Genomic DNA, 21,515 nt, shown 5'->3' with positions numbered 1-21,515 from the left:
CGGCTCGGTGTCGGGCGGGTCAGCCGGGTAGCCGTCCGGACTCCATCCGGCGTATTCGACCCGTGAAACGCCGACGCAGGGATCGGTCGTGCGAGACGACGACCAGCGCTCCTGGCCACTGGTCGAGCGCCGTCTCCAGCTCCTCGACCAGGCCGAGCGCCAAGTGGTTGGCGGGCTCGTCGAGGAGCAGCAGGTCCGCGGGGCGGGCGAGCAGGCGGGCGAGGGCCAGCCTGCGGCGCTGTCCGGCGGAGAGCACCCCCACGGGGAGGTGCAGGTCGCGCTCCCGGAAGAGGCCGTACGACAGGAGCAGTTCCGTCTGCTCCTCCTCGGTCAGGCCGAGGCCCTTGCCGAACGCGTCGAGGACTCGCTCGGCAGGGCGTTGTACCGGTATCTCCTGGGCGAGATAGCCGATCCGCCCTCTGCGGACGACGGTCCCTTGATCAGGCTCCAGGACGCCCGCCATGGTGCGCAGCAGGGTGGACTTCCCCGCGCCGTTGCCCCCGTGGATCAGCAGTCGCTCGCCGGCCGAAACCGTCAGCTCGTCCACGGCGAGCCGCTCGCCCACGCGCACATCGCGCAGGGTCACCAGCGCCCCCTCGGCGGCGCCCGTTACGGGGCGTGCCGCGAACCTCAGTGGCTCGGGAGGCTTGGCGACCGGCTGCTCGCGCAGTCTGCGGAGCCGCTCCTGCGCGTTGCGCACGCGGCCCGCGACGGAGGCCTGGACCCGGCCGCCCGCTCGGTCGTACGCCATTTTGTTGTTGTCCTTCATGCCGCGCCCGCCGGCGACGGCATGGGCGGTGGTCGCCATGAACTCCTGGAGCCGGTCCGTCTCCTCGCACCACCGCGCGTACTCCTGCTCCCAGCGCGCGCGGGCGGCTGACCGTGCGGCGAGCAGTCCCTGATAGCCGCCGCCGTGCCGCACCACCGTCCTGCGGTCGGCGTCCACTTCGAGGATGGCGGTGGCGACTCGCTCCAGAAAGGTGCGGTCGTGGGAGACCGCGACCACTGTGCCGCGATGTGCCGTCAGGGCGCCCTCCAGCCAGTCGAGCGCCCCCTCGTCCAGGTGATTGGTCGGCTCGTCCAGGAGCATGACTTCCGGGGCGGCCGCGATGAGGCAGGCCAGGCCGAGCCGCGCCTGTTCACCGCCGGACAGGCTGCCGAGGATCCTGTCCTTGCCGATGTGCCCGAGCCCCAGGCCGTTCATCGCCTTGTCCACCCGCGCGTCCGCCTCATAGCCGCCGCGCATCTCGAAAGCGGTGAGCAGGCCGCCGTACTCACCCAGGGCCTGGTCGGTGGCGGAATCAAGGCTCGCCTCGAGGTCGCGCAGCCGTCGCTCCATGGAACGCAGCTCGGCGAGCGCCGCATCGATCGCGTCACCGACCCGGCGGTCCGCGGACAGTTGGGGAGTCTGCGCGAGCAGCCCGACCCCCTGCTCGGCGACGGTGACGATCTCCCCCTCATCGGGTTGCTCGTTGCCGGACATCAGGTGCAGCAGGGTGGACTTGCCCGCGCCGTTCTCCCCCACGACGCCTATGCGCTCGCCCGGCCTGATCGCGAAGGAGACGCCATCGAACAGCAGCCGCTCGCCACGGGCCTTGGTCACGCCATGCAGAGAGATCTGAGTAGGCAAGGGCACCCCCGGTTCCATATCCACACCAGACAAACGCAACGGAAGTCGCGTTACGATGAGTGTGGCACATATGCCAAACCTAACGCAACAGAAGTAGCAATTGAGGGGAGCCGAGCCATGGCCGACAAACCTGTCGCAGCTGGTCAGAGCCGCCGACGGGGTGCCGGGTCACCGCAAGACCCGGCGTCGAAGCCCGCCGAAGTGGAGTCAGCAGCGACAGCGACGGCCGCCGCCCCCGGCACCCGGCGCCCCGGCGGCCGCACCGCCCGCACCCGCGCCGCCGTCCGCGACGCCGTGCTGAGCGGCCTGGCCGACCATGGCTACCCCGGCCTCACCGTCGAATACGTGGCCGATCATTCGGGCGTCCACAAGACCACGCTGTACCGCCGCTGGGGCGGGCTCGAAGGAATGGTCGCCGACGCCCTGGCCATGGCGGGCGAGGACGCATGGACTCCGCCGGACACCGGCAGCCTGGAGGGGGACCTGCGCGAACTGGCCCGGGAGGTGGTCGACTCCTTCTCCGACGCGGCGACGGCCGCCGCACCCACCGCCTTCATCGCCGCGGCCTTCCAGTCGGAGCGGGCGGCCGAAGCCCTCCACGCCTTCTACGCCGAGCGGTTCAGCCGCTGCGAGGCAGTCGTCGCGCGTGCCGTGGAGCGCGGCGAGGCGACCCCGGACGTCGACTCGGCCGCGCTCGTCCGTGCCGTGTCGGCGCCCTTGTTTCTCCGGGTGTTCATCACCCGTGAGCCGATCGATACGGCTCTCGCCGATCAGTCGGCGGCGGCTGCCGTTGCCGCAGCCCGCGCAGGAGCTTTCACCAGACGGTGACAGTGGCCGCTCCGCGGACCAGGCTCACACCCGCGGACAGGGCTCATACCGTCCACGACGGCTCCAGCTGCACGATGTCCCCGGCGAGAGCGGAGACATCGGCGTCCGTCTGCGCACGCAACGAGAGACGTTCCACTCGTTCGGCGCGGTACTTGCCGTGCTCCGCGGCGGACTGCCACATGGAGAGCACGAGGAATTCGTGTCCAGGGGCCTCTCCGAAGAGACCGCGCACCATTCCGGGCGACCCTGCCATCGCCGGATTCCAGACCTTCTCCTGCATCAGCGCGAAGTGATCCACCCGCGCTTCACGGACCCGGCAGTGCGCGACACGCACCACGTCGGCGTCCGTGAAGCGCGGCTCGAATCCCGTCTTCACGTCGAAGCGGTGATCGAAGAGCTTGGCTTGGAGGTTTTTGTACGTACCCCCCTGCGCGGCCGCGAGGCGGTCGTGCGAGCGGGCCATGAAGGAGTCGTAGAAGGGCCGGCTCTCCCAGAAGGCGAAGACATGGGCGACGCCCGCCCGCTCTCTGCTCCACCCCCCGCCCTGCCCCCGGAACCCCGGCTCACCCAAAAGCCCCGCCCACTTTCGCTGCCCTCGCTCGAACCCCCGACGGTCCACCACGGTGCAGCGAATCCACTTGACCAGCACCGCGCCATCGTACGGCGCAGCGCGCGGCCGGGGTCACGCTCCGGCGTAGTGCACCCTGATCAGCTCGGCTGAATCGTCAGCTTCCAGCTCGATGCCGAACTCCCGCGCGAGAAGGTGCGTCAATTCGCCCACAGGAACGGTCCGTTCGACGACGGAGCCGTCCGGGCGCGCCACACTCAACTGATCTCCCACCAGCCTGCGGCGCACCCGCGGAGTGCCCTGCTGTATCACCGGCCGCCGGATGAACGACGACCTGGGATGGGTCGATGTGTAGTGGTTCATCACTACGTAGTCGACGGGAAGACGTGACTCCAGGGTGTAGGCGTACAGATCGAACCACCCGTCGGGGCGCCACGTCCGCAGGACCAGAACCCCGCCGTCCTCGCCGTCGATGCGATAACGCCACTCTCCTTGTCGCACTTCCACCCCGTCGAGCAGCGGGATCGGTTCGAGCAGCCCTTCTGCGCCGAACCCCACGTCGCAGTGCCACTCCTCCCCGTCCACCTCGACCTTCAGGAGCATGTGCGTCACCGCGCGCGTGGTGGAGGCCCCGGCCCTGACGCGCGCCCCCAGTCCCGTGACGTTGAACCCGATGCGTTCGAGAGCCGCCGCGAAGAGCAGGTTCTGTTCGTAGCAGTAGCCTCCCCGCCGCCCGCGCACCATCTTGTCCTGCAGTGCCGCCAGGTCCAGCGGGACCGGACGGCCGAGCATCACCTCGAGGTTCTCGAAGGGGATCGACGCCACATGCGCCCTGTGGAGCGCGCGGAGAGTGTCCAGATCCGGCTTCGTGTCCCCCGTGTGCCCGACTCTCGCCAAGTAGGCGTCGAGATCGAGTTCATCCCCGTTCCATGTCATGGGGCAATGATCTCCCGTGGCCGCCGACAGGCGCCAACCCGTTCAGCACGCCGTCCCGTTGCGCCCCCTGACCAGGGACGCTACGCCGTTGTCAGTCGTGCGTCGTAGCGTGTGTGTGGGACATCCTGGCGGAACCGCAGCGCCGGGTCACGAGGAGGGGGAAGCCCAATGAGCAGTGTCAGCAAGGGAATCAAGAAGGTCGAAGTGGGTCTCAAGTGGGACCCGAGCCCTGCCGGGTCCCCTCCCCACGACCTCGACATCATCGCCGCCACGTACACGTCGGACGCTCCATACGGAGCCCCTGTGTACCTCGTGCACTTCGACAGCCGCTCTCCCGACGGCACGATCACCCTCAACCGTGACAGCAGGACGGGCCAGGGCTTCGGTTACGACGAGGTCATGGTGCTCGAGCTGGACCGTCTCGCGTCCACGTACGCGCGCGTGGTGGTGGGTGTCGCCATCCAACAGCACGACGAGCAGAGGGTGTTCGGCGACATCCCCAACACGGCGGTGAGGATTCGCGAGGGCCACACGGAGCTGGCCCAGAACGACCTGGCCGGTGTCGCCGGGCGCACGGCCTCGACCGTCGCCGAGTTCACCAGGGACGAATCGGGGGCGTGGTCGTTCCGCGAGGTCATCCGGGGCTTCGACGCCGGTCCGACGGAGTTCGCCGCCCTCATGGGAGGCAAGCTCTGACGTCGAGGGCATGACGAAGGGGACCGACGCGTCGTCGATCCCCTTCATGCACTGTCAGCCAGTGTCACGTGCTGTCACGCGGACAGCCCGCCAAATCAGCTGCAGCCGCTGGTGGAGCCGCAGCCCTCGCAGATGTAGCAGGAACCCGCCCGCTGCATCTTCGTACCGCAGGAGAAGCAGAGCGGCGCATCGGCCTGGATGCCCAGCTGCATCTCGACGAGCTCGGCGCTGGTGTGCGCCTGCTGCGGGGCGGGCTTGGCCGCCTCGGCCTCCGCCTTCGGCATGGCGACCGCCTTCAGGGTCTCGGTCTGCCGCGGCGCCGACTGGGCCAGGCCCTCGACGTCGACCTCGGAGTCGTCCAGGGACGGCTCGTACGAACCCGTCTCCAGGTGACGCTGACGCTCCTCGGCCGAGTGGATGCCGAGCGCGGAGCGCGTCTCGAAGGGCAGGAAGTCCAGCGCCAGGCGGCGGAAGATGTAGTCGACGATCGACTGCGCCATCCGCACGTCCGGGTCGTCCGTCATACCGGCCGGCTCGAAGCGCATGTTCGTGAACTTGGAGACGTACGTCTCCAGGGGCACGCCGTACTGCAGACCGACCGAGACGGCGATGGAGAAGGCGTCCATCATGCCCGCGAGGGTCGAGCCCTGCTTGGACATCTTCAGGAAGACCTCGCCCAGACCGTCGTCCGGGTAGGAGTTGGCGGTCATGTAACCCTCGGCGCCACCCACCGTGAAGGAGGTCGTGATGCCGGGACGGCCCTTCGGGAGGCGCTTGCGGACCGGGCGGTACTCGACCACCTTCTCGACCGCGGCACGGATCGTGTCCTCGGCCTTCTCGGTGATCTCGGTCTTCTCCGCCTCCTTCTTCTTGGCGGAGAGCGGCTGGCCGACCTTGCAGTTGTCGCGGTAGATGGCGAGCGCCTTGACGCCCATCTTCCAGGCCTCGAAGTAGACCTCTTCGACGTCCTCGACGGTGGCGGTCTCCGGGAGGTTGACCGTCTTGGAGAGGGCGCCCGAGATCCACGGCTGGATCGCGGCCATCATGCGGACGTGGCCCATCGCGGAGATGGAGCGCTCGCCCATGGCGCAGTCGAAGACCTCGTAGTGCTCGGTCTTCAGCCCCGGGGCGTCGATCACATTGCCGTTCTCGGCGATGTGGGCGACGATCGCCTCGATCTGCTCCTCCTGGTAGCCCAGGCGACGCAGGGCCTGCGGCACGGTGCCGTTGACGATCTGCATCGAGCCGCCGCCGACGAGCTTCTTGAACTTCACCAGGGCGAGGTCGGGCTCCAGGCCCGTGGTGTCGCAGGACATCGCGAGACCGATGGTGCCGGTCGGCGCGATGACGGACGCCTGGGAGTTACGGAAACCGTTCTTCTCGCCGAGGCGGATCACGTCCTGCCAGGCCTCCGTGGCGGCGGCCCAGATCGGCGTGTCCAGGTCGTCGACGCGGATGGCCGAGGCGTTGGCGTCGGAGTGCTGCTTCATGACGCGCTTGTGCGGCGTGGCGTTGCGGGCGTAGCCGTCGTAGGGACCGACGACCGCGGCCAGCTCGGCGGAACGCTTGTACGACGTACCCGTCATCAGCGACGTGATGGCGCCGGCGAGGGCGCGACCGCCGTCGGAGTCGTACGCGTGCCCGGTCGCCATGAGCAGGGCGCCGAGGTTGGCGTAGCCGATGCCCAGCTGGCGGTAGGCGCGGGTGTTCTCGCCGATCTTCTGGGTCGGGAAGTCCGCGAAGCAGATCGAGATGTCCATCGCGGTGATGACCAGCTCGACGACCTTCGAGAAGCGCTCGACGTCGAAGGACTGCGTGCCCTTGCCGTCGTCCTTCAGGAACTTCATCAGGTTCAGCGAGGCGAGGTTGCAGGACGTGTTGTCCAGGTGCATGTACTCGCTGCACGGGTTGGAGCCGTTGATCCGGCCGGACTCCGGGCAGGTGTGCCAGGCGTTGATGGTGTCGTCGTACTGGATGCCGGGGTCGGCGCAGGCCCAGGCGGCCTCGGCCATCTTGCGGAAGAGCGACTTGGCGTCGACCTCCTCGATGACGTCGCCGGTCATCCGGGCGCGCAGGCCGAACTTGGAGCCGGACTCCACGGCCTTCATGAACTCGTCGTTCACGCGGACCGAGTTGTTGGCGTTCTGGTACTGGACGGACGTGATGTCGTCGCCGCCCAGGTCCATGTCGAAGCCCGCGTCGCGCAGGGCGCGGATCTTCTCCTCTTCCTTCACCTTGGTCTCGATGAAGCCCTCGATGTCGGGGTGGTCGACGTCGAGGATGACCATCTTGGCCGCGCGGCGCGTGGCGCCACCGGACTTGATCGTTCCCGCGGAGGCGTCGGCGCCGCGCATGAAGGAGACGGGACCCGAGGCGTTGCCTCCGGAGGACAGCAGTTCCTTGGAGGAACGGATGCGGGAGAGGTTCAGGCCGGCGCCGGAGCCGCCCTTGAAGATCATGCCCTCTTCCTTGTACCAGTCGAGGATCGACTCCATGGAGTCGTCGACGGCCAGGATGAAGCAGGCGGAGACCTGCTGCGGCTGGGGCGTACCGACGTTGAACCAGACCGGCGAGTTGAAGCTGAAGATCTGGTGCAGGAGGGCGTACGCCAGCTCGTGCTCGAAGATCTCGGCGTCTGCGGGCGAGGCGAAGTAGCTGTAGTCCTCGCCGGCCTTGCGGTAGGTCTTCACGATGCGGTCGATCAGCTGCTTGAGGCCGGTCTCGCGCTGCGGGGTACCGACGGCCCCGCGGAAGTATTTGCTGGTGACGATGTTGACCGCGTTCACCGACCAGAAGTCGGGGAACTCGACGCCACGCTGCTCGAAGTTGACCGAGCCGTCGCGCCAGTTGGTCATGACGACGTCACGGCGCTCCCAGACCACCTCGTCGTACGGATGCACGCCGGGGGTCGTGTGGATGCGCTCGATGCGCAGACCCTTGCTGGCCTTGGATCCCTTGGCGCGGGAACCTCGTGCCGGGCCGCTCGTCGTCTCGGTCATGCCGCCTCCCTGTTTCAGGCTAAAACGCCCTGAAGTACCACGTTCTTCCCGTGGCACGGATGTGTTTCTGGCGTTGCGGGGCATCACAGAGGACACCCGCAACAGGTCTGGTTTGCCGCCGGCCGGTCGGTCAGCCGGTCAGTCGGCGGCGGTGGCGGGCACGGGGACTTCTACAGTCCCTCCAGGCCCGCGGTCGTTCACGACGCGCTCTCCGCCCGCGTCGCGCGGCTCGGCGAGCCGCTGTTCCCTCAGCTCCCCGATGGCAGCCTCGAAGTCCTCGAGCGAGTCGAACGCCCGGTACACGGACGCGAAGCGCAGGTAGGCGACGAGGTCGAGTTCCTGCAGCGGACCGAGTATGGCCAGCCCGACGTCGTGGGTGGTCAGCTCGGCGCTCCCGGTGGCGCGCACCGCCTCCTCGACCCGCTGGCCGAGCAGAGCGAGGGCGTCCTCGGTGACCGGCCGTCCCTGGCATGCCTTGCGGACGCCATTGATGACCTTCGTACGACTGAAGGGCTCGGTCACGCCGCTGCGCTTGATCACCATCAGTGAGCACGTCTCCACTGTCGTGAAACGACGGGAGCAGTCAGGGCACTGGCGGCGCCTTCGGATCGACGTGCCGTCGTCGGTGGTGCGGCTGTCGACTACGCGGCTGTCGGGGTGCCTGCAGAAGGGGCAGTGCATGGAACTCCCAACCCTCCTTCATGGCACGACTCATAAGCCTCAACGGGCCCTTGGGGCCCTCGAAGCAGCCCCAAGCATAGGCGATGCCCACGACCCTGAAAGACCAGGGACCACAACTTCTGGGCTGCTGACGCAATCCAACCACTAGATCTGGGGTTTGGTCGCTTTTCCGACACCACGCGTGTCGCGCCGCACCAGATCGTCTCAGACCTACGAAGCGGCTACCCAGCGGCCACTCGCGCCGCTCGGAACGGGGCCCGGTGCCGGGTCGACGGGGCACCGGGTGGCAGTATGAGAGCTCCACCGAAGGGCTCACGACCCCGGCGGTGAAGCGTACCGTAATGAACCGAATTGCCGTTCGGCGCGAGCGTCAGCCATACACCTGGGCCCCTGATCACGTCAGGTAATCTTCGATTTTTCACTCGAACGTGTGTTTGGCGCAACCTTTCGAAAGCAACTACCGTTGGCTAGCTAGGGAGAGAACATCTCGAGAGGGGCCGACCGACGTGACCACCACCGCAGACAGCGCCACCATCACTGCCCAGGACCGCTCCCAGAGCCGACTCGAGCCGGTGCATGCCATGAATGACGCAGCCGCGAACCAGGAGGGGCCCAAGCCCACGCGCTCCCTGCCAGGGCGACCTCCAGGCATCCGCGCCGACAGCTCGGGACTCACCGACCGGCAACGCCGGGTGATCGAGGTCATCCGGGACTCCGTGCAGCGGCGCGGCTACCCACCGTCCATGCGGGAGATCGGTCAGGCGGTGGGGCTCTCCAGCACCTCCTCGGTCGCCCATCAGCTGATGGCCCTGGAGCGCAAGGGCTTCCTCCGCCGCGACCCTCACCGCCCGCGGGCCTACGAGGTGCGCGGCTCGGACCAGCCGAGCAGCCAGCCCACCGACACCACCGGCAAGCCCGCCGCTTCGTACGTCCCGCTCGTCGGCCGCATCGCGGCCGGTGGCCCGATCCTCGCCGAGGAGTCGGTGGAGGACGTCTTCCCTCTCCCCCGGCAGCTCGTGGGCGACGGCGAGCTCTTCGTACTGAAGGTCGTCGGTGACTCGATGATCGAGGCCGCGATCTGTGACGGGGACTGGGTCACGGTCCGCCGCCAGCCCGTCGCGGAGAACGGCGACATCGTGGCCGCCATGCTGGACGGCGAAGCCACGGTCAAGCGTTTCAAGCGCGAGGACGGGCACGTCTGGCTGCTCCCGCACAACTCCGCGTACCAGCCGATCCCCGGCGACGAGGCCACCATCCTCGGCAAGGTCGTGGCGGTGCTGCGGCGGGTATGAGCCTCCGCCCCTGACCGGGCCCCGGAACCAACTGCGCCGGTTCCGGGGCCCTGCTGCGTCCGCCGCCCCAGGGACCCTGGGGCGGCGGACGCAGCGGTCAGACTCCTACGCCTCGGCCCCCTCGGCAGCCTTCGCCGCCGCGTCGATCGCGGCCAGCGAGCGGCGCGCCTGATTACGGTCCGTCGTGTACCAGAAATCGGGCAGCGAAGCCCGCAGATAGCTGCCATAGCGCGCGGTGGCCAGCCGGGGATCCAGGACGGCGACCACGCCACGGTCCCCCGACGCTCGTACGAGACGGCCCGCGCCCTGTGCCATCAGCAGGGCCGCGTGCGTCGCCGCGACCGCCATGAAGCCATTGCCGCCGGCCTCGTCGACCGCCTTCTGGCGGGCGCTCATCAGCGGGTCGTCGGGACGCGGGAACGGGATCTTGTCCATGACCACCAGCTGGCAGCTGGGGCCCGGCACATCCACGCCCTGCCAGAGCGAGAGCGTCCCGAAGAGGCAGGTCCGCGCGTCCGCCGCGAAGCCCTTGATCAGCTCGCCCAGGGTCTCCTCACCCTGGAGGAGGATCGGCATGTCGAGGCGGCCCCGCAGCTCCTCCGCCGCGCTCTGGGCGGCCCGCATGGAGGAGAACAGGCCGAGGGTGCGCCCGCCCGCCGCCTCGATCAGCTCGGCCAGCTCATCGAGCATGTCGCCGCGCGTGCCCTCGCGCCCCGGCCGGGCCAGGTGCTTGGCGACGTACAGGATGCCCTGCTTGCCGTAGTCGAACGGGGAGCCGACGTCGAGGCCCTTCCACTGCGGGGCGTCCTCGGACTCGGTGCCCTCGGGGGCCAGGCCGAGCGAGGCCCCCACTCCGTTGAAGTCGCCGCCGAGCTTGAGCGTGGCAGAGGTGAGGATCACCGAACGGTCGGCGAAGAGCTTCTCCCGCAGAAGACCCGACACGGACATCGGCGCCACGCGCAGGGAGGCCCCGAAACGGTCGTGCCGCTCGTACCAGACGACGTCCCACTCCGAGCCGTTCGTGATGCGCTCCGCCACGTCGTGGATCGACTCCACGGAGGCGAGCGCCTGCTTACGGACGGCGTCCTCGTCCTGGACCGACTTGTCGCGGGTCGAGCCGAGCGCCGTGATCACCGAGCGGGCGGCGTCGCGGAGGGCCATCAGGGCATAGCCGAGGTCTTCGGGGATCTCCTCCAGGCGACCCGGCAGGGCCAGCTCCATCAGCCGCTCGAAGCCCTCCGAAGCGGTCTGGAGCTGGTCGGCCGCCTTTTCGTTGACGAGCTTGGCCGCGCGGCGCACGGCGCGGTTGACCTGCCCGGGAGTCAGCTCCCCCGTGGCGACGCCCGTGACGCGGGAGACCAGCTCATGGGCCTCGTCCACGATCAGGACCTCGTGCTGGGGAAGGACGGGGGCGCCTTCGATGGCGTCGATGGCGAGCAGCGCGTGGTTCGTGACGACGACGTCGGCGAGCTTGGCGCGCTCGCGAGCCGCCTCGGCGAAGCACTCCGCTCCATAGGCGCACTTCGAGGCGCCGAGGCACTCCCTGGAGGAGACGGAGATCTGGGACCAGGCGCGGTCGGAGACACCGGGGGTGAGATCGTCGCGGTCGCCCGTCTCGGTCTCGTCCGCCCAGTCCCGCATCCTCAGGAGGTCCTGGCCCAGCTTGCTGGTGGGCGCGGCCGCCTCGAACTGGTCGAAGAGGCCCTCTTCCTCCTCCTGGGGCACGCCCTCATGGAGGCGGTGCAGGCACAGGTAGTTCGAGCGGCCCTTGAGCATCGCGAACTGGGGGCGGCGGCGCATCAGCGGATGCAGCGCCTCCACCGTGCGCGGCAGGTCCCGCTCCACGAGCTGGCGCTGGAGGGCGAGCGTGGCGGTGGCGACCACCACGCGCTCCCCGTGGGCCAGGGCAGGCACGAGGTAGCCGAGGGATTTGCCCGTGCCGGTGCCGGCCTGGACCAGCAGGTGGGAGCCGTCGTCGATCACCTCGGCGACGGCCTCGGCCATGGAGACCTGGCCAGGGCGTTCCGTGCCGCCGACAGCGGTGACGGCGGCGTGCAGGAGCTCGGGGAGGGAGGGCTTCGTCATAGCGCGACCACCCTACGGTGCCGCACTGACAATCCCGCGATCAAGGCTGGTGGAGGGGGTTGGGCACGGTCCCGTGCACGGCGGCGTGGGGGCGCTGGGGGCGGTCGCGGTATCCGTCGAGGAGGAGTCGGTTCCGGTTGAGGCACAACCGCTCGATACGTGGTGTGAGCAGGTCGAACGTCTCGTACCGCTCCTTCAGCTCAGGGAACCGTGCCTGGTGCCGGAGGATCTCCGCGCGCACGGCGGACCAGAAATCGGCCTCCGGAACGCCCAGTTGTTCCTCGCACAGGGGCGCCAGATAGCGGAAGACGCCCACGAAGAGACCGGAATGGATGAACTGGGTGAGGAAACCGGGCGGCTCCGTGAGCAGTACGTCGCGCACGTCGTCCGGCATGGAGTCGTGCTCGGGCAGTGGCGTGGCGCTGACGTTCACGTCGTCCACGAAGTCCTTCACCGCGAGCCGGACGGGCACGTCCTTGTCGTCGAAGACGACGATGGCGTTCTCCCCGTGGGGGGAGAAGACCGTTCCGTAGCGGTAGAGGAAGTGCAGCAGCGGGGGCAGCAGGGCGGCGAAGAGCCGGCGCAGCCATACGGAGGGTGCCAGTTCCGAACGTTCGACGAGTTCCGCGACGAAGGCCTTGCCGTCCGGGTCGACGTACAGCAGGGAGGCGAGGGTGCGCGCGCGCTCATCAGGGGCGAGGTAATGGGTGATCGGTTCGCGCCAGATGGCGCCGAGCAGTTCCCTGTACTGGTACGGGACTTCGGGGAGACCGTCGTACACGGGGTGCTCGACGGCCACCGATGCCACCTCGCCGAGCAGGATGACCCCGCATTCGTCGCGCAGGAAGGGATCGGCGTCGCGCAGTGCGTGCATCCACGCCGTGACCGCCGGTGCCGCGACCGTGCGCTCCGTCGGGAGACCTCGCCACACCAGGGTGTTGAGGACCGACAGCGGCAGTTTCACGGTGTGCCGGTCGGGGCGGGACACGTTCAGGAACGTACGGATGGACTGCTGGGGAAGACGCAGGTCACCGTCGCTGACGAGCGGAACGATGGCGTCCGCCGCGACGGAGGGCGCGAAGAGCGGGAGCACGATCTCGTCCCACTGCCAGGGGTGTACCGGGAGGTAGAGGTACTCCCGGGGGTCGAGCCCGCGCGCGCGGAGTAAGTCCGCGAAGGCCTCCTGGGCGTCGGCGGTCAGCTCGCGGGCGTAGAGCTGCTGGGCGGTGCTCACTCCGCCGATGCCCCGGTAGACGGCCAGATCGGTGTGGACGGCGATCCATGGGAGCGTCGTGGGGCGGCGGGCCTCGGGCGCCCAGCGGCTGGTGTCACTCGCGGAGAAACCGATGCGCCCTTTGTTGAGGACGAGCCAGGGGTGGCCTGTCTGGTGCCCTTCCAGTTCCGCGTAACCGAGGTCGGCGAGCCGGGCCGCGGTGAGCGCGGTGTGGTCGATCCGGGTGTCGGCGCAGAGCGTGACGGTCAGCTCACGGATCAGATGGCCGAGGGTGGCTCCGTCGAGTCCCAGGGTGTGGCGGGCGAGCGCCAGGAATCGGACTGGGTCGGTGAAGGGTCGGGCCGTCGAGCCGCCCTCCGTCAGGGTCAGGCTGGCCGGGTCCACGTGCCAGCCGCCGTACGAGCCCCGGCGGGCCCGGAAGGTGAGGCACGGGCCGCCTTGGCCGTCGGCGGGGGCGAGGGGCGCCGCCGGTGTGGAGGGCCCGTCGGTCTGCTGCGGTTCGAGGATGAGGCGGTACGTGCCCGTCTCGCCCCCTATGACCGGTACGGGCCGGATGATCTCCTCGTAGGCGAACTCGCCGAGCATCTTGGCGAGCAGCCGGCGTCCGGCCTCGCGCCATCTGTCCTGGGTCAGCTCGGGTGGAGCGTGGAGAGCGGCGGAAGGGCGGGCGATGGGGCCGGCGGAAGGATTCGGCACGGGGACTCCTCGGGGAGGGAACCGGATCGGGTCGAGCGTCGTTCCATGAGTGACGGAGAGTGATCGGGTCAGAGCACAGCGCGCAGGGCCCGGTCACGGACCATGAGCGCCGCCCGCTTGTCGGGCAGGTCCACTTCGGCGGAGAAGCGGAAGCCGGCGCTCAGGAATGCGGAGACGGAGGGGGTGTTGCGCAGGTCGGGTTCTGCGAGGACGCGTGCGCATGCGGGGCGGTGGTCGAGGACGAGGTCGGCGACGGCTCTGAGAAGCGAAGTGCCGAGGCCGCGGCCGCGGTTGACGACGCCGCCGATGAGGAGGTGGATTCCGGTGTCGTGCGGGCGCGAAGGATAGTGCCGGGCCAGGGGGTCGAGGTCTGCCCGGTAGATCTCCCAGTAGCTCATCGGCATGCCCTCCAGCACGCCCAGGCAGGGGACGCTGCGTCCGTCTCCGTCGAGCTGGGGACGCAGGTGGGCCTCTGTGACGGCTTCGGGCCCCGCGAGTTCCCAGAAGGCGGCCACGGCAGGGTCGTTCATCCACCGGCTGATCAGCGGGAGGTCGCGTTCGAGACGGACGGGTACGAGCTGGAAGACACCGGCGTCGGTGGTGGTCGGCCCCCAGTCGGCAACGCCGCCGAGGAGGTCGTCCGCCGCACCACCGCCGAGGAGGTCGTCGGCTGGTACGGCGCCCCTGGCCTGGTCCGGCGCACGCTCTCCTCGGCCGATGTGAGCTGCCCGCCCGGCTCGCTCTTCGCGCTCGGCGAGCAGGGCGACAAGCTCGTCGGGCAGGCGCAGATCGAGGGTGTCTGCGCCGTCGGCACCGGAGGCTGTGGGATCGGTCCCGGCGTCGGTGCTCGCATCGGTGGGAGGCACGGCGTCGCTCCTGTCAGAAGAGGTGGGGCATGTTCCTCAGGAATGAAGGGGGTTGGTGATGGTGACGTAGACGGACTGGGTGTCGACCGGGCCGACGAGCTCGTCGAGGCCGTGCAGCCGGGTCAGCAGGTTGGCCTTGCAGCGCAACACGGGTGAGTCGAGCAGCGTGGCGGGCAGCGAGGTGCGCAGCCGTTCGGGGCCGGACGCGATGTCGCCGAGGAAGCGCCGGAAGGCGGCGAGCAACAGCCGTTCGTCCGCGAGCCGTTCGGCACCGAAGGCGCCGATCAGGCCCAGGACGTTGTTGATGCCGAGGTAGTAGGCGAACCGCTCGTCGGTCACCTCGTCGGATACGAAGGTGTCGCTGTGCCGGCCGATGCCGGGGAGCCGCCGGTCCAGTTCGGCGCGCCGGGACTCCCGGAAGTAGTAGCCCTGGTTGTCGCGGTAGCGGCCGCCCACGGGCCAGCCTTCGGGATCGAGCAGGAGGATCGTGTTCTGCTGGTGCGCCTCCAGGGCGACGCCCGCCTCACTGTCGAGCCACAGCACGGGGCGGACGACGCTCTCCAGGTAGCGCAGGAACCACTCGGTGGCGACGGCTCCCCGGGGGCGGCCCGTTCGCCCGGCCAGCCTGGTGACGATCTCACCGAGCCGGGAGCGCATCGGTCGGCGCTCCTGGCAGCCGGGAAGCGCCGACGGCCTGGGCGAGACGAGGCCGGCGACGCAGGTGGCGTCGTCGCCGGGGGCGAAGGGGTTGTGCCGGATCATGACGTCCAGCCCGGTCACCGGGGCGCCGTCGCGGCCGTCGACGGCCAGCCAGGCGGGGTCGCGGACCACGTCGAAGCAGGGGTGGGCCGCTTGCCACTGCTCGGCGAGGCCGCTGCGCAACAGGCGGTGGACCTCGACGCCTCGGTGGAGCTCCTTGCGGAGGTTCTCACGACGGGAGTTGGTGATGCGCAGGCCGAGCGAGAGCTTGAGCATGGCGGCCGCGTCGGTGCGGTAGAGAGTGCGTACGGAGGAGGTGGGGTGCCAGGGGGTGCCGTGCGGGCCGAGGTCCTGGAGGAGTCCCGCGTCGAGGAGTTCGGCCGCCTCGGGGCGGTGCCGGAGTTCGCGGATCTGCCATGGGTGGACGGGGAGTGCGACGCGGCCCTCCGGCAGCGGCAGTTCGAGTCCTGCCAGGCGGGCGGTGAGCTGGTCGGCCGGGACGGCGCGGCCGCGCTCGGTCCAGGCCGAGTCCGAGGAGAGCACGGAGCGGTCGACGGCCAGCCAGTGCAGTGCGAAGGCGCCGCGCAACTCCGGTGAGTAGAGGCGGGTTTCGCCGTCGGACAGGCCCTCGCGGCTCTTGGGGGTCGGATGCAGGGGGTGCCCGAGGAGCAGGGACTGTTCGGCGGCGAGGAAGAGGTCGGGCTCGTCACCGGGACGGTCGCGCCGGTCGGCGATGAAGGTGGCGGTCCGGCGGACCGAGTCGGCGACCCGGCCGACCAGGTCGGCGCCGTCCACCGAGTCTGCCGGGGGCGCTGCCTCCGCCGGGGCACTCCTCGCCTCGCCCTGCTCCGGCAGCGGCTCCGGCAGCGCTGCCGAGTCGCTGTTCGTCGGCTGCGCATCGCGGCGGCCCGTCTCGCGGCTGAGGAGGGCGGCGACGGTGACCGCGTCGACGGGTGGGGCGCTCGCCGGGCCGTCCTCCAGGTAGGGGAGGCCGAATCGGTGCCAGCCGGTGGCCGACCAGTAGTGCACGGGGACGAGCAGGGCCGTGCCGCTGGCGTCGAGGGGGACGCGCAGGGGGCCGTGGTCCGGTGCCGGGAGGTTGTTCTCCCTGACCCAGCAGCGCAGGAGGTTCTCGAGGGCCGCCGCCTGCGCGGCGATGTGCGGGTCGGGGTGCTCCAGGAGGTCGGCGGACGCGCCGCGCAGGTGCTCGGCCTCGTGGCCGCCACCCTTCTGCCGGGGGACCGTACTGGACTCCGCCACCGGTGAGGATTGCGTGCCGCACGCGCCTGGGGCGTGGGGGCGGGGGCGGCCTTCGGATGCGGGGGTGGCGTTCAAGAGGGGTTCCTTGTGAGGTTGTTCGGGCTCCGTGTGGCGACGGGAGCCGGGGCGTACCCGGCGTCTCACGAGCGCCGGGGCAGCCCGGATCCGTCTTGGCTATCCGTGGTGGGAACGCGCCGCGGTGGCCAGCGCGTCGGCGAGACGGTCGAGGACCGCGGCCGCCTGTTCGTCGGTGATGGTCAGGGGAGGAAGGAGACGTACGACGCTGGAGTGGCGGCCGCCGAGTTCGACGATGAGCCCGCGGCGCAGGCACTCGCGCTGCACGGCAGCGGCCAGTTGGGGGGCCGGAGGGCAAGGGCGGGTGGTGCTCGGCAGAGTACCCATGGCTCCGGCGCCCGGATCGTGCGCGGTGGGCGTCTGAGCGGACACGGCGTGACCGGGCACCGCCTGGCCAGGCCCCGCCTGCCCGGACACCACCCGCCCGGGCCCCGCCTGACCGGACACCGCCCCGCCGGCGTCCTCGCCGCTGGTGCACGGGGAGCCCTCAAAGTCCTCACCCCGGCTGGCTGCGGTGCCTGCGCTGCCCGCGCTGCCTTCGCTGCCTTCGCTGCCTCCAGCAGCACCGACCGGCTCGACCAGTTCGACGCCCAGCATCAGACCCCGGCCGCGCACCTCGCCGACGCAGGGGTGGGCCGCGGCGAGCGAGCGGAGTTGGGCGAGCATGCGGGCGCCGAGGGTGGCGGCACGTTCGGCGAGGCCGTTCGCACGGACGTAGGCGAGGGTCGCGGCGCCCGCGGCCATGGCGAGCTGGTTGCCGCGGAAGGTGCCCGCGTGGGCGCCGGGAGGCCAGACGTCGAGGTCGTCGCGGTAGATCACGACAGCGAGCGGAAGGCTGCCGCCGATCGCCTTGGAGAGCACCATCACGTCCGGGACGACACCGCTGTGCTCGACGGCCCAGAAGGCGCCGGTGCGTCCGACGCCCGTCTGCACCTCGTCCGCGATGAGCGGGATCCCGCGCGCGGCGGTGATCTCACGCATCCGGCGCAGCCAGGCGTCGGGCGCCGGAAGGACTCCGCCCTCGCCCTGGACGGGTTCGAGGATCATGCCTGCCGGGGTCGGTACGCCCGACTTGGTGTCGTCCAGGAGGCTCTCGGTCCAGCGGGCGGAGAGTTCGGCGCTGTCCGAGCCGCCGAGGCCGAACGGGCAGCGGTAGTCCTGCGGAAAGGGGAGGCGTGTGACGCGTACGTCCCGGGCGCCGCCGGATGCTTCGAGCGCCCCGGCCGTCATGCCGTGGTAGGCGCCGGTGAAGGCCAGCATGCCGTCGCGTCCGGTGGCCGCGCGGACCAGTTTCAGCGCGGCCTCCACGGCGTCCGTCCCGGCGGGGCCGCAGAACTGGATCCGCGCGCGCTCGGCGAGGCCGCGCGGCAGTGTGCTGAACAGCTCGGTGGTGAAGTCGTCCTTGACAGGCGTGGCCAGGTCGAGGACGTGCAGGGGCGCCCCCGAGTCGAGGACCTTCCTGATCGCTTCGAGCACCACGGGGTGGTTGTGGCCGAGGGCCAGGGTCCCGGCGCCCGAGAGGCAGTCGAGATAGCGGCGCCCGTCTGCACCTTCGATGGTCATGCCGCGGGCTCGTACGGGCACGATCGGCAGGGCTCGCGCGTAGGTGCGGGCCGCCGATTCGCGCGCCGACTGCCTCCGCAGAATCCCCTCTTGCATGGCGGACGCGGCCTGCTCGGGCGACGCGGGCAGCCCGGGCGAAGCGGCCTGCCCGAGCACCGGGGCCTGGCCGGGTGAAGCAGCCTGCCCTGGCACCGGGGCCTGCGCAGGCTCCCCGGACCGCGTTACGGAACATGCCGCGGACACCGCCGCGGGCGCAGGCTCGGTCACGGCCACGACTGTGGTCCTCCCGCTGGGGACGGGCGCGTCCGGTCCGGTGGAGCTCCCGTACGCCTCCGAGGAGGGCTCCGAGAAGCCTCATGCGGTCGACCGCGCGGGCGAATTGGCAGGGGAGATGAACGCAGGACGCGCCTCCCCCGTACGTACCAACGATCGTGACCCCGGAGGAGCACGGGTTATCGGAAGATCCTTGCCGTGACGGAACCGTTGCCCTTCCGTCGGCCGTCCCCAACGGCACCGGCATAGTGTGGGGGGCCGCTCACCAGCGACAGGTGCGCCGCTCCCCCGATCCTCGGGGGTTCCGCGCCGGTGTGCGACGGGTGTTCCGCGCCCGGATGTCCAGCACTTCCGAACGTTCTCGAAGCCAGGGGGAATCTCACGATGCGACCCATACGTCCGCTCTTCACCGCCCGCAGTGGGAGGAGCGCGCGCACCCGAACCTCCCCCTTGGCGGCCTCGGTGGCGCTCGGCGCGGCGCTCGTACTGACCGCCACGGCCTGCGGCCCCAGTGAGGACAACGCCGGTGGCGACTCCTCGTCGGCGCAGCCCGGTGAGAGCGGGGGCGGCTCCGGCGACGACAAGATCCAGATACCCGGGGACCTCCAGGACCGGCTCAAGGAGCACGGGATCGACCTGGACAAGTGGAAGAACGGCGCCTGGAAGAACTGGGACAAGGACGACTGGCTGCGCGAGGCCGGCGACTACGTCAACCCGATCATCGAGGACCTGTGGGACTCGGACCGGATGCGGGACGCCGACAAGAACCCGGACCGGAGCGTCGACGACAACGACATCTCCGGTGACCAGGGCGTCACCGATCCGACGCCGGAGCCCGTGGAGGCGGCCGCCGTGCAGGCGCCGTACCACGACCGGGCCGCCGAGTCGGGCAAGCTCTTCTTCGACGGCCCCGAGGGCTCGATGGTCTGCTCCGCGACCGTCGTCAAGGACCCGGCCCACCCCGGCAAGTCCAACATGGTGTGGACGGCGGGCCACTGCGTGCACGCGGGCGCCAAGGGCGGCTGGTACCGCAACATGGTCTTCGTCCCCTCGTACAACAACAGCGGCAAGTCCGCCGAGGAGCTGCGGAACGCCCCCAAGGAAGAGGTCGCTCCGTACGGCGTCTGGTGGGGGGACTGGGCGCAGACCTCCGACCAGTGGATCGAGCAGGGCGGTCCGACGGGCGGCAAGGGCGCGCCGTACGACTTCGCCGTCATGCACGTGAAGCCCGAGAAGGGCAGCGAGGGCAAGTCGCTCGAGGAGACCGTCGGTTCGGCGCTCCCGGTGGACTTCAACGCCCCCGCGGTACCCCAGATCAAGACCATGACGGCCACCGGCTACCCGGCGGCGCCGCCCTTCGACGGCCAGAAGCTGTTCCAGTGCGGCGACAAGCCGGGCCGGCTCTCGCTCACCAAGCCCGACCCGACGATGTACCGCATCGGCTGCACCATGACCGGCGGTTCGTCCGGCGGCGGCTGGGTCGCCCAGGGCAAGGACGGCAAGCCCGCCCTGGTGTCGAACACCTCCATCGGTCCGGTGTCGGCGGGCTGGCTGGCCGGTCCGCGCCTGGGCAAGGAGGCCAAGGGCGTCTACGGCGCGGTGAGCAAGAAGTTCGCCGGCCAGTGACCAGCCGCGGCGGGGTCGCCGGAAACCTTCACGACCCCGCCGCCGTTCGTCCCCAACCTCACAGGCATAGTGGGGTGTTGTGTCAACACGGTTTCCGGACTCTTCGGATCCATGCATGACACGTACATGGCAATTCTGCGGGATCGCCCTCACGGCGTCTCGCACACACACGTCCCATCGGGGGTAACAGCACCATGCGTTCCACTCGCGCGCCGTTCGCGCGCAGCCGTGGGCGGCGCGTCGCACTCGCCGCCACCGGGCTCGCCGCGGCTCTGGCGCTCACCGCCACGGCCTGCGGTCCCAGCGACGACAAGGCGTCCGACCAGTCGGACAGCGCCGCCTCCCAGGGAGCCGACGGTTCGAACGCCGGTTCCGAGGGTGCCGACTCCAAGCTGCCCGGCGACCTCGCCGACAGGCTCAAGGAGCACGGCATCGACCCGGACAAGTGGAAGAACGGCGCCTGGAAGAACTGGGACAAGGACGACTGGCTGCGCGAGTCCAAGGACTTCGTCAACCCCGTCATCGCCGGGCTCTGGAAGCCCGAGCGGATGCAGAAGGCCAAGGACCCGAAGAAGACGATCGCCACGAAGGACGCCGCCGCCGACCAGGGCGCGACCGATCCCGAGCCGACGCCGGTCCAGGCCAAGCCCGAGAAGACGCCGTACCACGAGAACGCCGCCCCGGTCGGCAAGATCTTCTTCGACTCCCCCGAGGGTTCGATGGTCTGCTCCGGCACCGTCGTGAAGGACCCGCGCAACCCCGGCAAGTCCAACCTCGTGTGGACCGCGGGCCACTGTGTGCACGCCGGCAAGGAGGGCGGCTGGTACCGCAACATCGCCTTCGTGCCCTCCTACAACGACCTCGGCAAGTCCGAGGCCGAGCTGGGCAACGCGGCCCCGCAGGAGATAGCCCCCTACGGCCAGTACTGGGCGGACTGGGTCTCCACCTCCAACGAGTGGATCAACGAAGGCGGTCCGACGGGCGGCGCGGGCGCGACGCATGACTACGCCGTGATGCACGTGAAGCCGGAGCAGGGCGGCAAGTCCCTGGAGGAGACCGTCGGCAACGCTCTCGATGTCGACTTCTCGACTCCGTCCGCGCCCAGCGTGAGTTCGATGGGCGCCTGGGGCTACCCGGCCGCTCCCCCGTACAACGGCCTGATGATGCACAAGTGCGTGGACAAGCCCGGCCGTCTCTCGCTGTCGCCGTCGCTGCCGACGATGTACCGCATCGGCTGCACCATGACCGGTGGCTCGTCCGGCGGCGGCTGGTTCCGCATGGTGGGCGACAAGACCGAGCTGGTGTCCAACACCTCCATCGGTCCGGCCGAGAACACCTGGCTCGCGGGACCGCAGCTGGGCGAGGGCGCCGAGCGGGTCTACGACATGATGAGCAAGAAGTACGGCTCGCGGTAGCCGCGCGGCACATACCTGACATGGCGAAGGCCCGCCCCCTACGAGAGGGGGCGGGCCTGGCGGGCCTTCGCCATGTCACTTGTCCGACGGCGC

The 21,515-nt window shown here is 70.1% G+C and carries 15 protein-coding genes; 5 read left to right on the top strand and 10 right to left on the bottom strand.

Features of this window, described 5'->3' with window-relative positions; genetic code table 11:
• Positions 1 to 19: 19 nt before the first annotated feature.
• Positions 20 to 1,630 (bottom strand): ABC-F family ATP-binding cassette domain-containing protein, encoded by a 1,611-nt coding sequence (locus DMA15_RS27980; protein WP_346428925.1) that lies wholly within the window; start codon positions 1,628 to 1,630, stop codon positions 20 to 22.
• A 201-nt stretch (positions 1,631 to 1,831) separates the two neighbouring features.
• Here DMA15_RS27980 and DMA15_RS27975 point away from each other — a divergent pair, with 201 nt between their 5' ends.
• The gene (locus DMA15_RS27975) at positions 1,832 to 2,458 is read left to right on the top strand and encodes a TetR/AcrR family transcriptional regulator (RefSeq protein WP_240659959.1); all 627 of its coding nucleotides are present in this window, start codon (positions 1,832 to 1,834) and stop codon (positions 2,456 to 2,458) included.
• Positions 2,459 to 2,501: 43 nt separating this feature from the next.
• Here the strand turns inward: DMA15_RS27975 and DMA15_RS27970 are convergent, their stop codons facing one another.
• Both DMA15_RS27970 and DMA15_RS27965 read right to left on the bottom strand, forming a co-directional pair.
• Positions 2,502 to 3,107: a YdbC family protein gene (locus DMA15_RS27970; protein ID WP_125515503.1), complete on the bottom strand. Its 606-nt coding sequence runs from the start codon at positions 3,105 to 3,107 to the stop codon at positions 2,502 to 2,504.
• A gap of 33 nt (positions 3,108 to 3,140) precedes the next feature.
• Positions 3,141 to 3,962 carry an arylamine N-acetyltransferase gene (locus DMA15_RS27965; protein ID WP_125515502.1) on the bottom strand — a complete coding sequence of 274 codons (822 nt, stop codon included), beginning with the start codon at positions 3,960 to 3,962 and terminating at the stop codon, positions 3,141 to 3,143.
• A gap of 111 nt (positions 3,963 to 4,073) precedes the next feature.
• Between DMA15_RS27965 and DMA15_RS27960 the strand changes: the two genes are divergently transcribed.
• Positions 4,074 to 4,658, top strand: a complete 585-nt coding sequence (locus DMA15_RS27960) for a TerD family protein (RefSeq protein ID WP_276314374.1) — start codon at positions 4,074 to 4,076, stop codon at positions 4,656 to 4,658.
• Between the two features lie 95 nt (positions 4,659 to 4,753).
• On the opposite strand, the gene DMA15_RS27955 is transcribed toward DMA15_RS27960, so the two are convergent.
• Positions 4,754 to 7,657 carry a vitamin B12-dependent ribonucleotide reductase gene (locus DMA15_RS27955; protein WP_125515500.1) on the bottom strand — a complete coding sequence of 968 codons (2,904 nt, stop codon included), beginning with the start codon at positions 7,655 to 7,657 and terminating at the stop codon, positions 4,754 to 4,756.
• Between the two features lie 138 nt (positions 7,658 to 7,795).
• Positions 7,796 to 8,338 (bottom strand): transcriptional regulator NrdR, encoded by a 543-nt coding sequence (gene nrdR, locus DMA15_RS27950; protein WP_125515499.1) that lies wholly within the window; start codon positions 8,336 to 8,338, stop codon positions 7,796 to 7,798.
• Positions 8,339 to 8,844: 506 nt separating this feature from the next.
• Between nrdR and lexA the strand changes: the two genes are divergently transcribed.
• Complete coding sequence (gene lexA, locus DMA15_RS27945) at positions 8,845 to 9,630, top strand: transcriptional repressor LexA (RefSeq protein ID WP_125515498.1); 786 nt, start codon at positions 8,845 to 8,847, stop codon at positions 9,628 to 9,630.
• A 105-nt stretch (positions 9,631 to 9,735) separates the two neighbouring features.
• Here the strand turns inward: lexA and DMA15_RS27940 are convergent, their stop codons facing one another.
• From DMA15_RS27940 to DMA15_RS27920, 5 genes are all read right to left on the bottom strand, one after another.
• The gene (locus tag DMA15_RS27940; RefSeq protein ID WP_125515497.1) at positions 9,736 to 11,715 is read right to left on the bottom strand and encodes an ATP-dependent DNA helicase; all 1,980 of its coding nucleotides are present in this window, start codon (positions 11,713 to 11,715) and stop codon (positions 9,736 to 9,738) included.
• 40 nt (positions 11,716 to 11,755) lie between these two features.
• Positions 11,756 to 13,645, bottom strand: coding sequence for an IucA/IucC family siderophore biosynthesis protein (locus DMA15_RS27935; protein ID WP_240659956.1), 1,890 nt, complete (start codon positions 13,643 to 13,645; stop codon positions 11,756 to 11,758).
• Positions 13,646 to 13,713: 68 nt separating this feature from the next.
• Entirely contained in the window at positions 13,714 to 14,511 is a 798-nt protein-coding gene (locus DMA15_RS27930; protein ID WP_125515496.1) for a GNAT family N-acetyltransferase, read from the bottom strand.
• Between the two features lie 36 nt (positions 14,512 to 14,547).
• The gene (locus DMA15_RS27925; RefSeq protein WP_125515495.1) at positions 14,548 to 16,470 is read right to left on the bottom strand and encodes an IucA/IucC family protein; all 1,923 of its coding nucleotides are present in this window, start codon (positions 16,468 to 16,470) and stop codon (positions 14,548 to 14,550) included.
• 174 nt (positions 16,471 to 16,644) lie between these two features.
• A complete protein-coding gene (locus DMA15_RS27920; protein WP_125515494.1) occupies positions 16,645 to 18,204 on the bottom strand; it encodes a diaminobutyrate--2-oxoglutarate transaminase family protein in 1,560 nt (519 codons plus the stop codon).
• Positions 18,205 to 18,765: 561 nt separating this feature from the next.
• Here DMA15_RS27920 and DMA15_RS27915 point away from each other — a divergent pair.
• Both DMA15_RS27915 and DMA15_RS27910 read left to right on the top strand, forming a co-directional pair.
• On the top strand, positions 18,766 to 20,007 hold the full coding sequence (locus DMA15_RS27915) for a hypothetical protein (RefSeq protein ID WP_125515493.1): 1,242 nt from the start codon (positions 18,766 to 18,768) through the stop codon (positions 20,005 to 20,007).
• 194 nt (positions 20,008 to 20,201) lie between these two features.
• The gene (locus DMA15_RS27910) at positions 20,202 to 21,422 is read left to right on the top strand and encodes a hypothetical protein (protein ID WP_125515492.1); all 1,221 of its coding nucleotides are present in this window, start codon (positions 20,202 to 20,204) and stop codon (positions 21,420 to 21,422) included.
• Positions 21,423 to 21,515 lie beyond the last annotated feature (93 nt).

Source organism: Streptomyces sp. WAC 01529, from assembly GCF_003945545.1.
GTDB classification, from domain to species: domain Bacteria; phylum Actinomycetota; class Actinomycetes; order Streptomycetales; family Streptomycetaceae; genus Streptomyces; species Streptomyces anatolicus.
The sequence above is the reverse complement of the archived record's forward strand: the minus strand, read 5'-3'. Positions and strand labels throughout refer to the sequence as shown.

What these genes read in the sequence shown, in the direction of transcription:
- nrdR (WP_125515499.1), bottom strand. Translation starts at nt 8,338, where the DNA reads ATGCACTGCCCCTTCTGCAGGCACCCCGACAGCCGCGTAGTCGACAGC.
- DMA15_RS27940 (WP_125515497.1), bottom strand. Translation starts at nt 11,715, where the DNA reads ATGACGAAGCCCTCCCTCCCCGAGCTCCTGCACGCCGCCGTCACCGCT.
- DMA15_RS27955 (WP_125515500.1), bottom strand. Translation starts at nt 7,657, where the DNA reads ATGACCGAGACGACGAGCGGCCCGGCACGAGGTTCCCGCGCCAAGGGA.
- DMA15_RS27915 (WP_125515493.1), top strand. Translation starts at nt 18,766, where the DNA reads ATGCGACCCATACGTCCGCTCTTCACCGCCCGCAGTGGGAGGAGCGCG.
- DMA15_RS27910 (WP_125515492.1), top strand. Translation starts at nt 20,202, where the DNA reads ATGCGTTCCACTCGCGCGCCGTTCGCGCGCAGCCGTGGGCGGCGCGTC.
- DMA15_RS27965 (WP_125515502.1), bottom strand. Translation starts at nt 3,962, where the DNA reads ATGACATGGAACGGGGATGAACTCGATCTCGACGCCTACTTGGCGAGA.
- DMA15_RS27920 (WP_125515494.1), bottom strand. Translation starts at nt 18,204, where the DNA reads ATGCAAGAGGGGATTCTGCGGAGGCAGTCGGCGCGCGAATCGGCGGCC.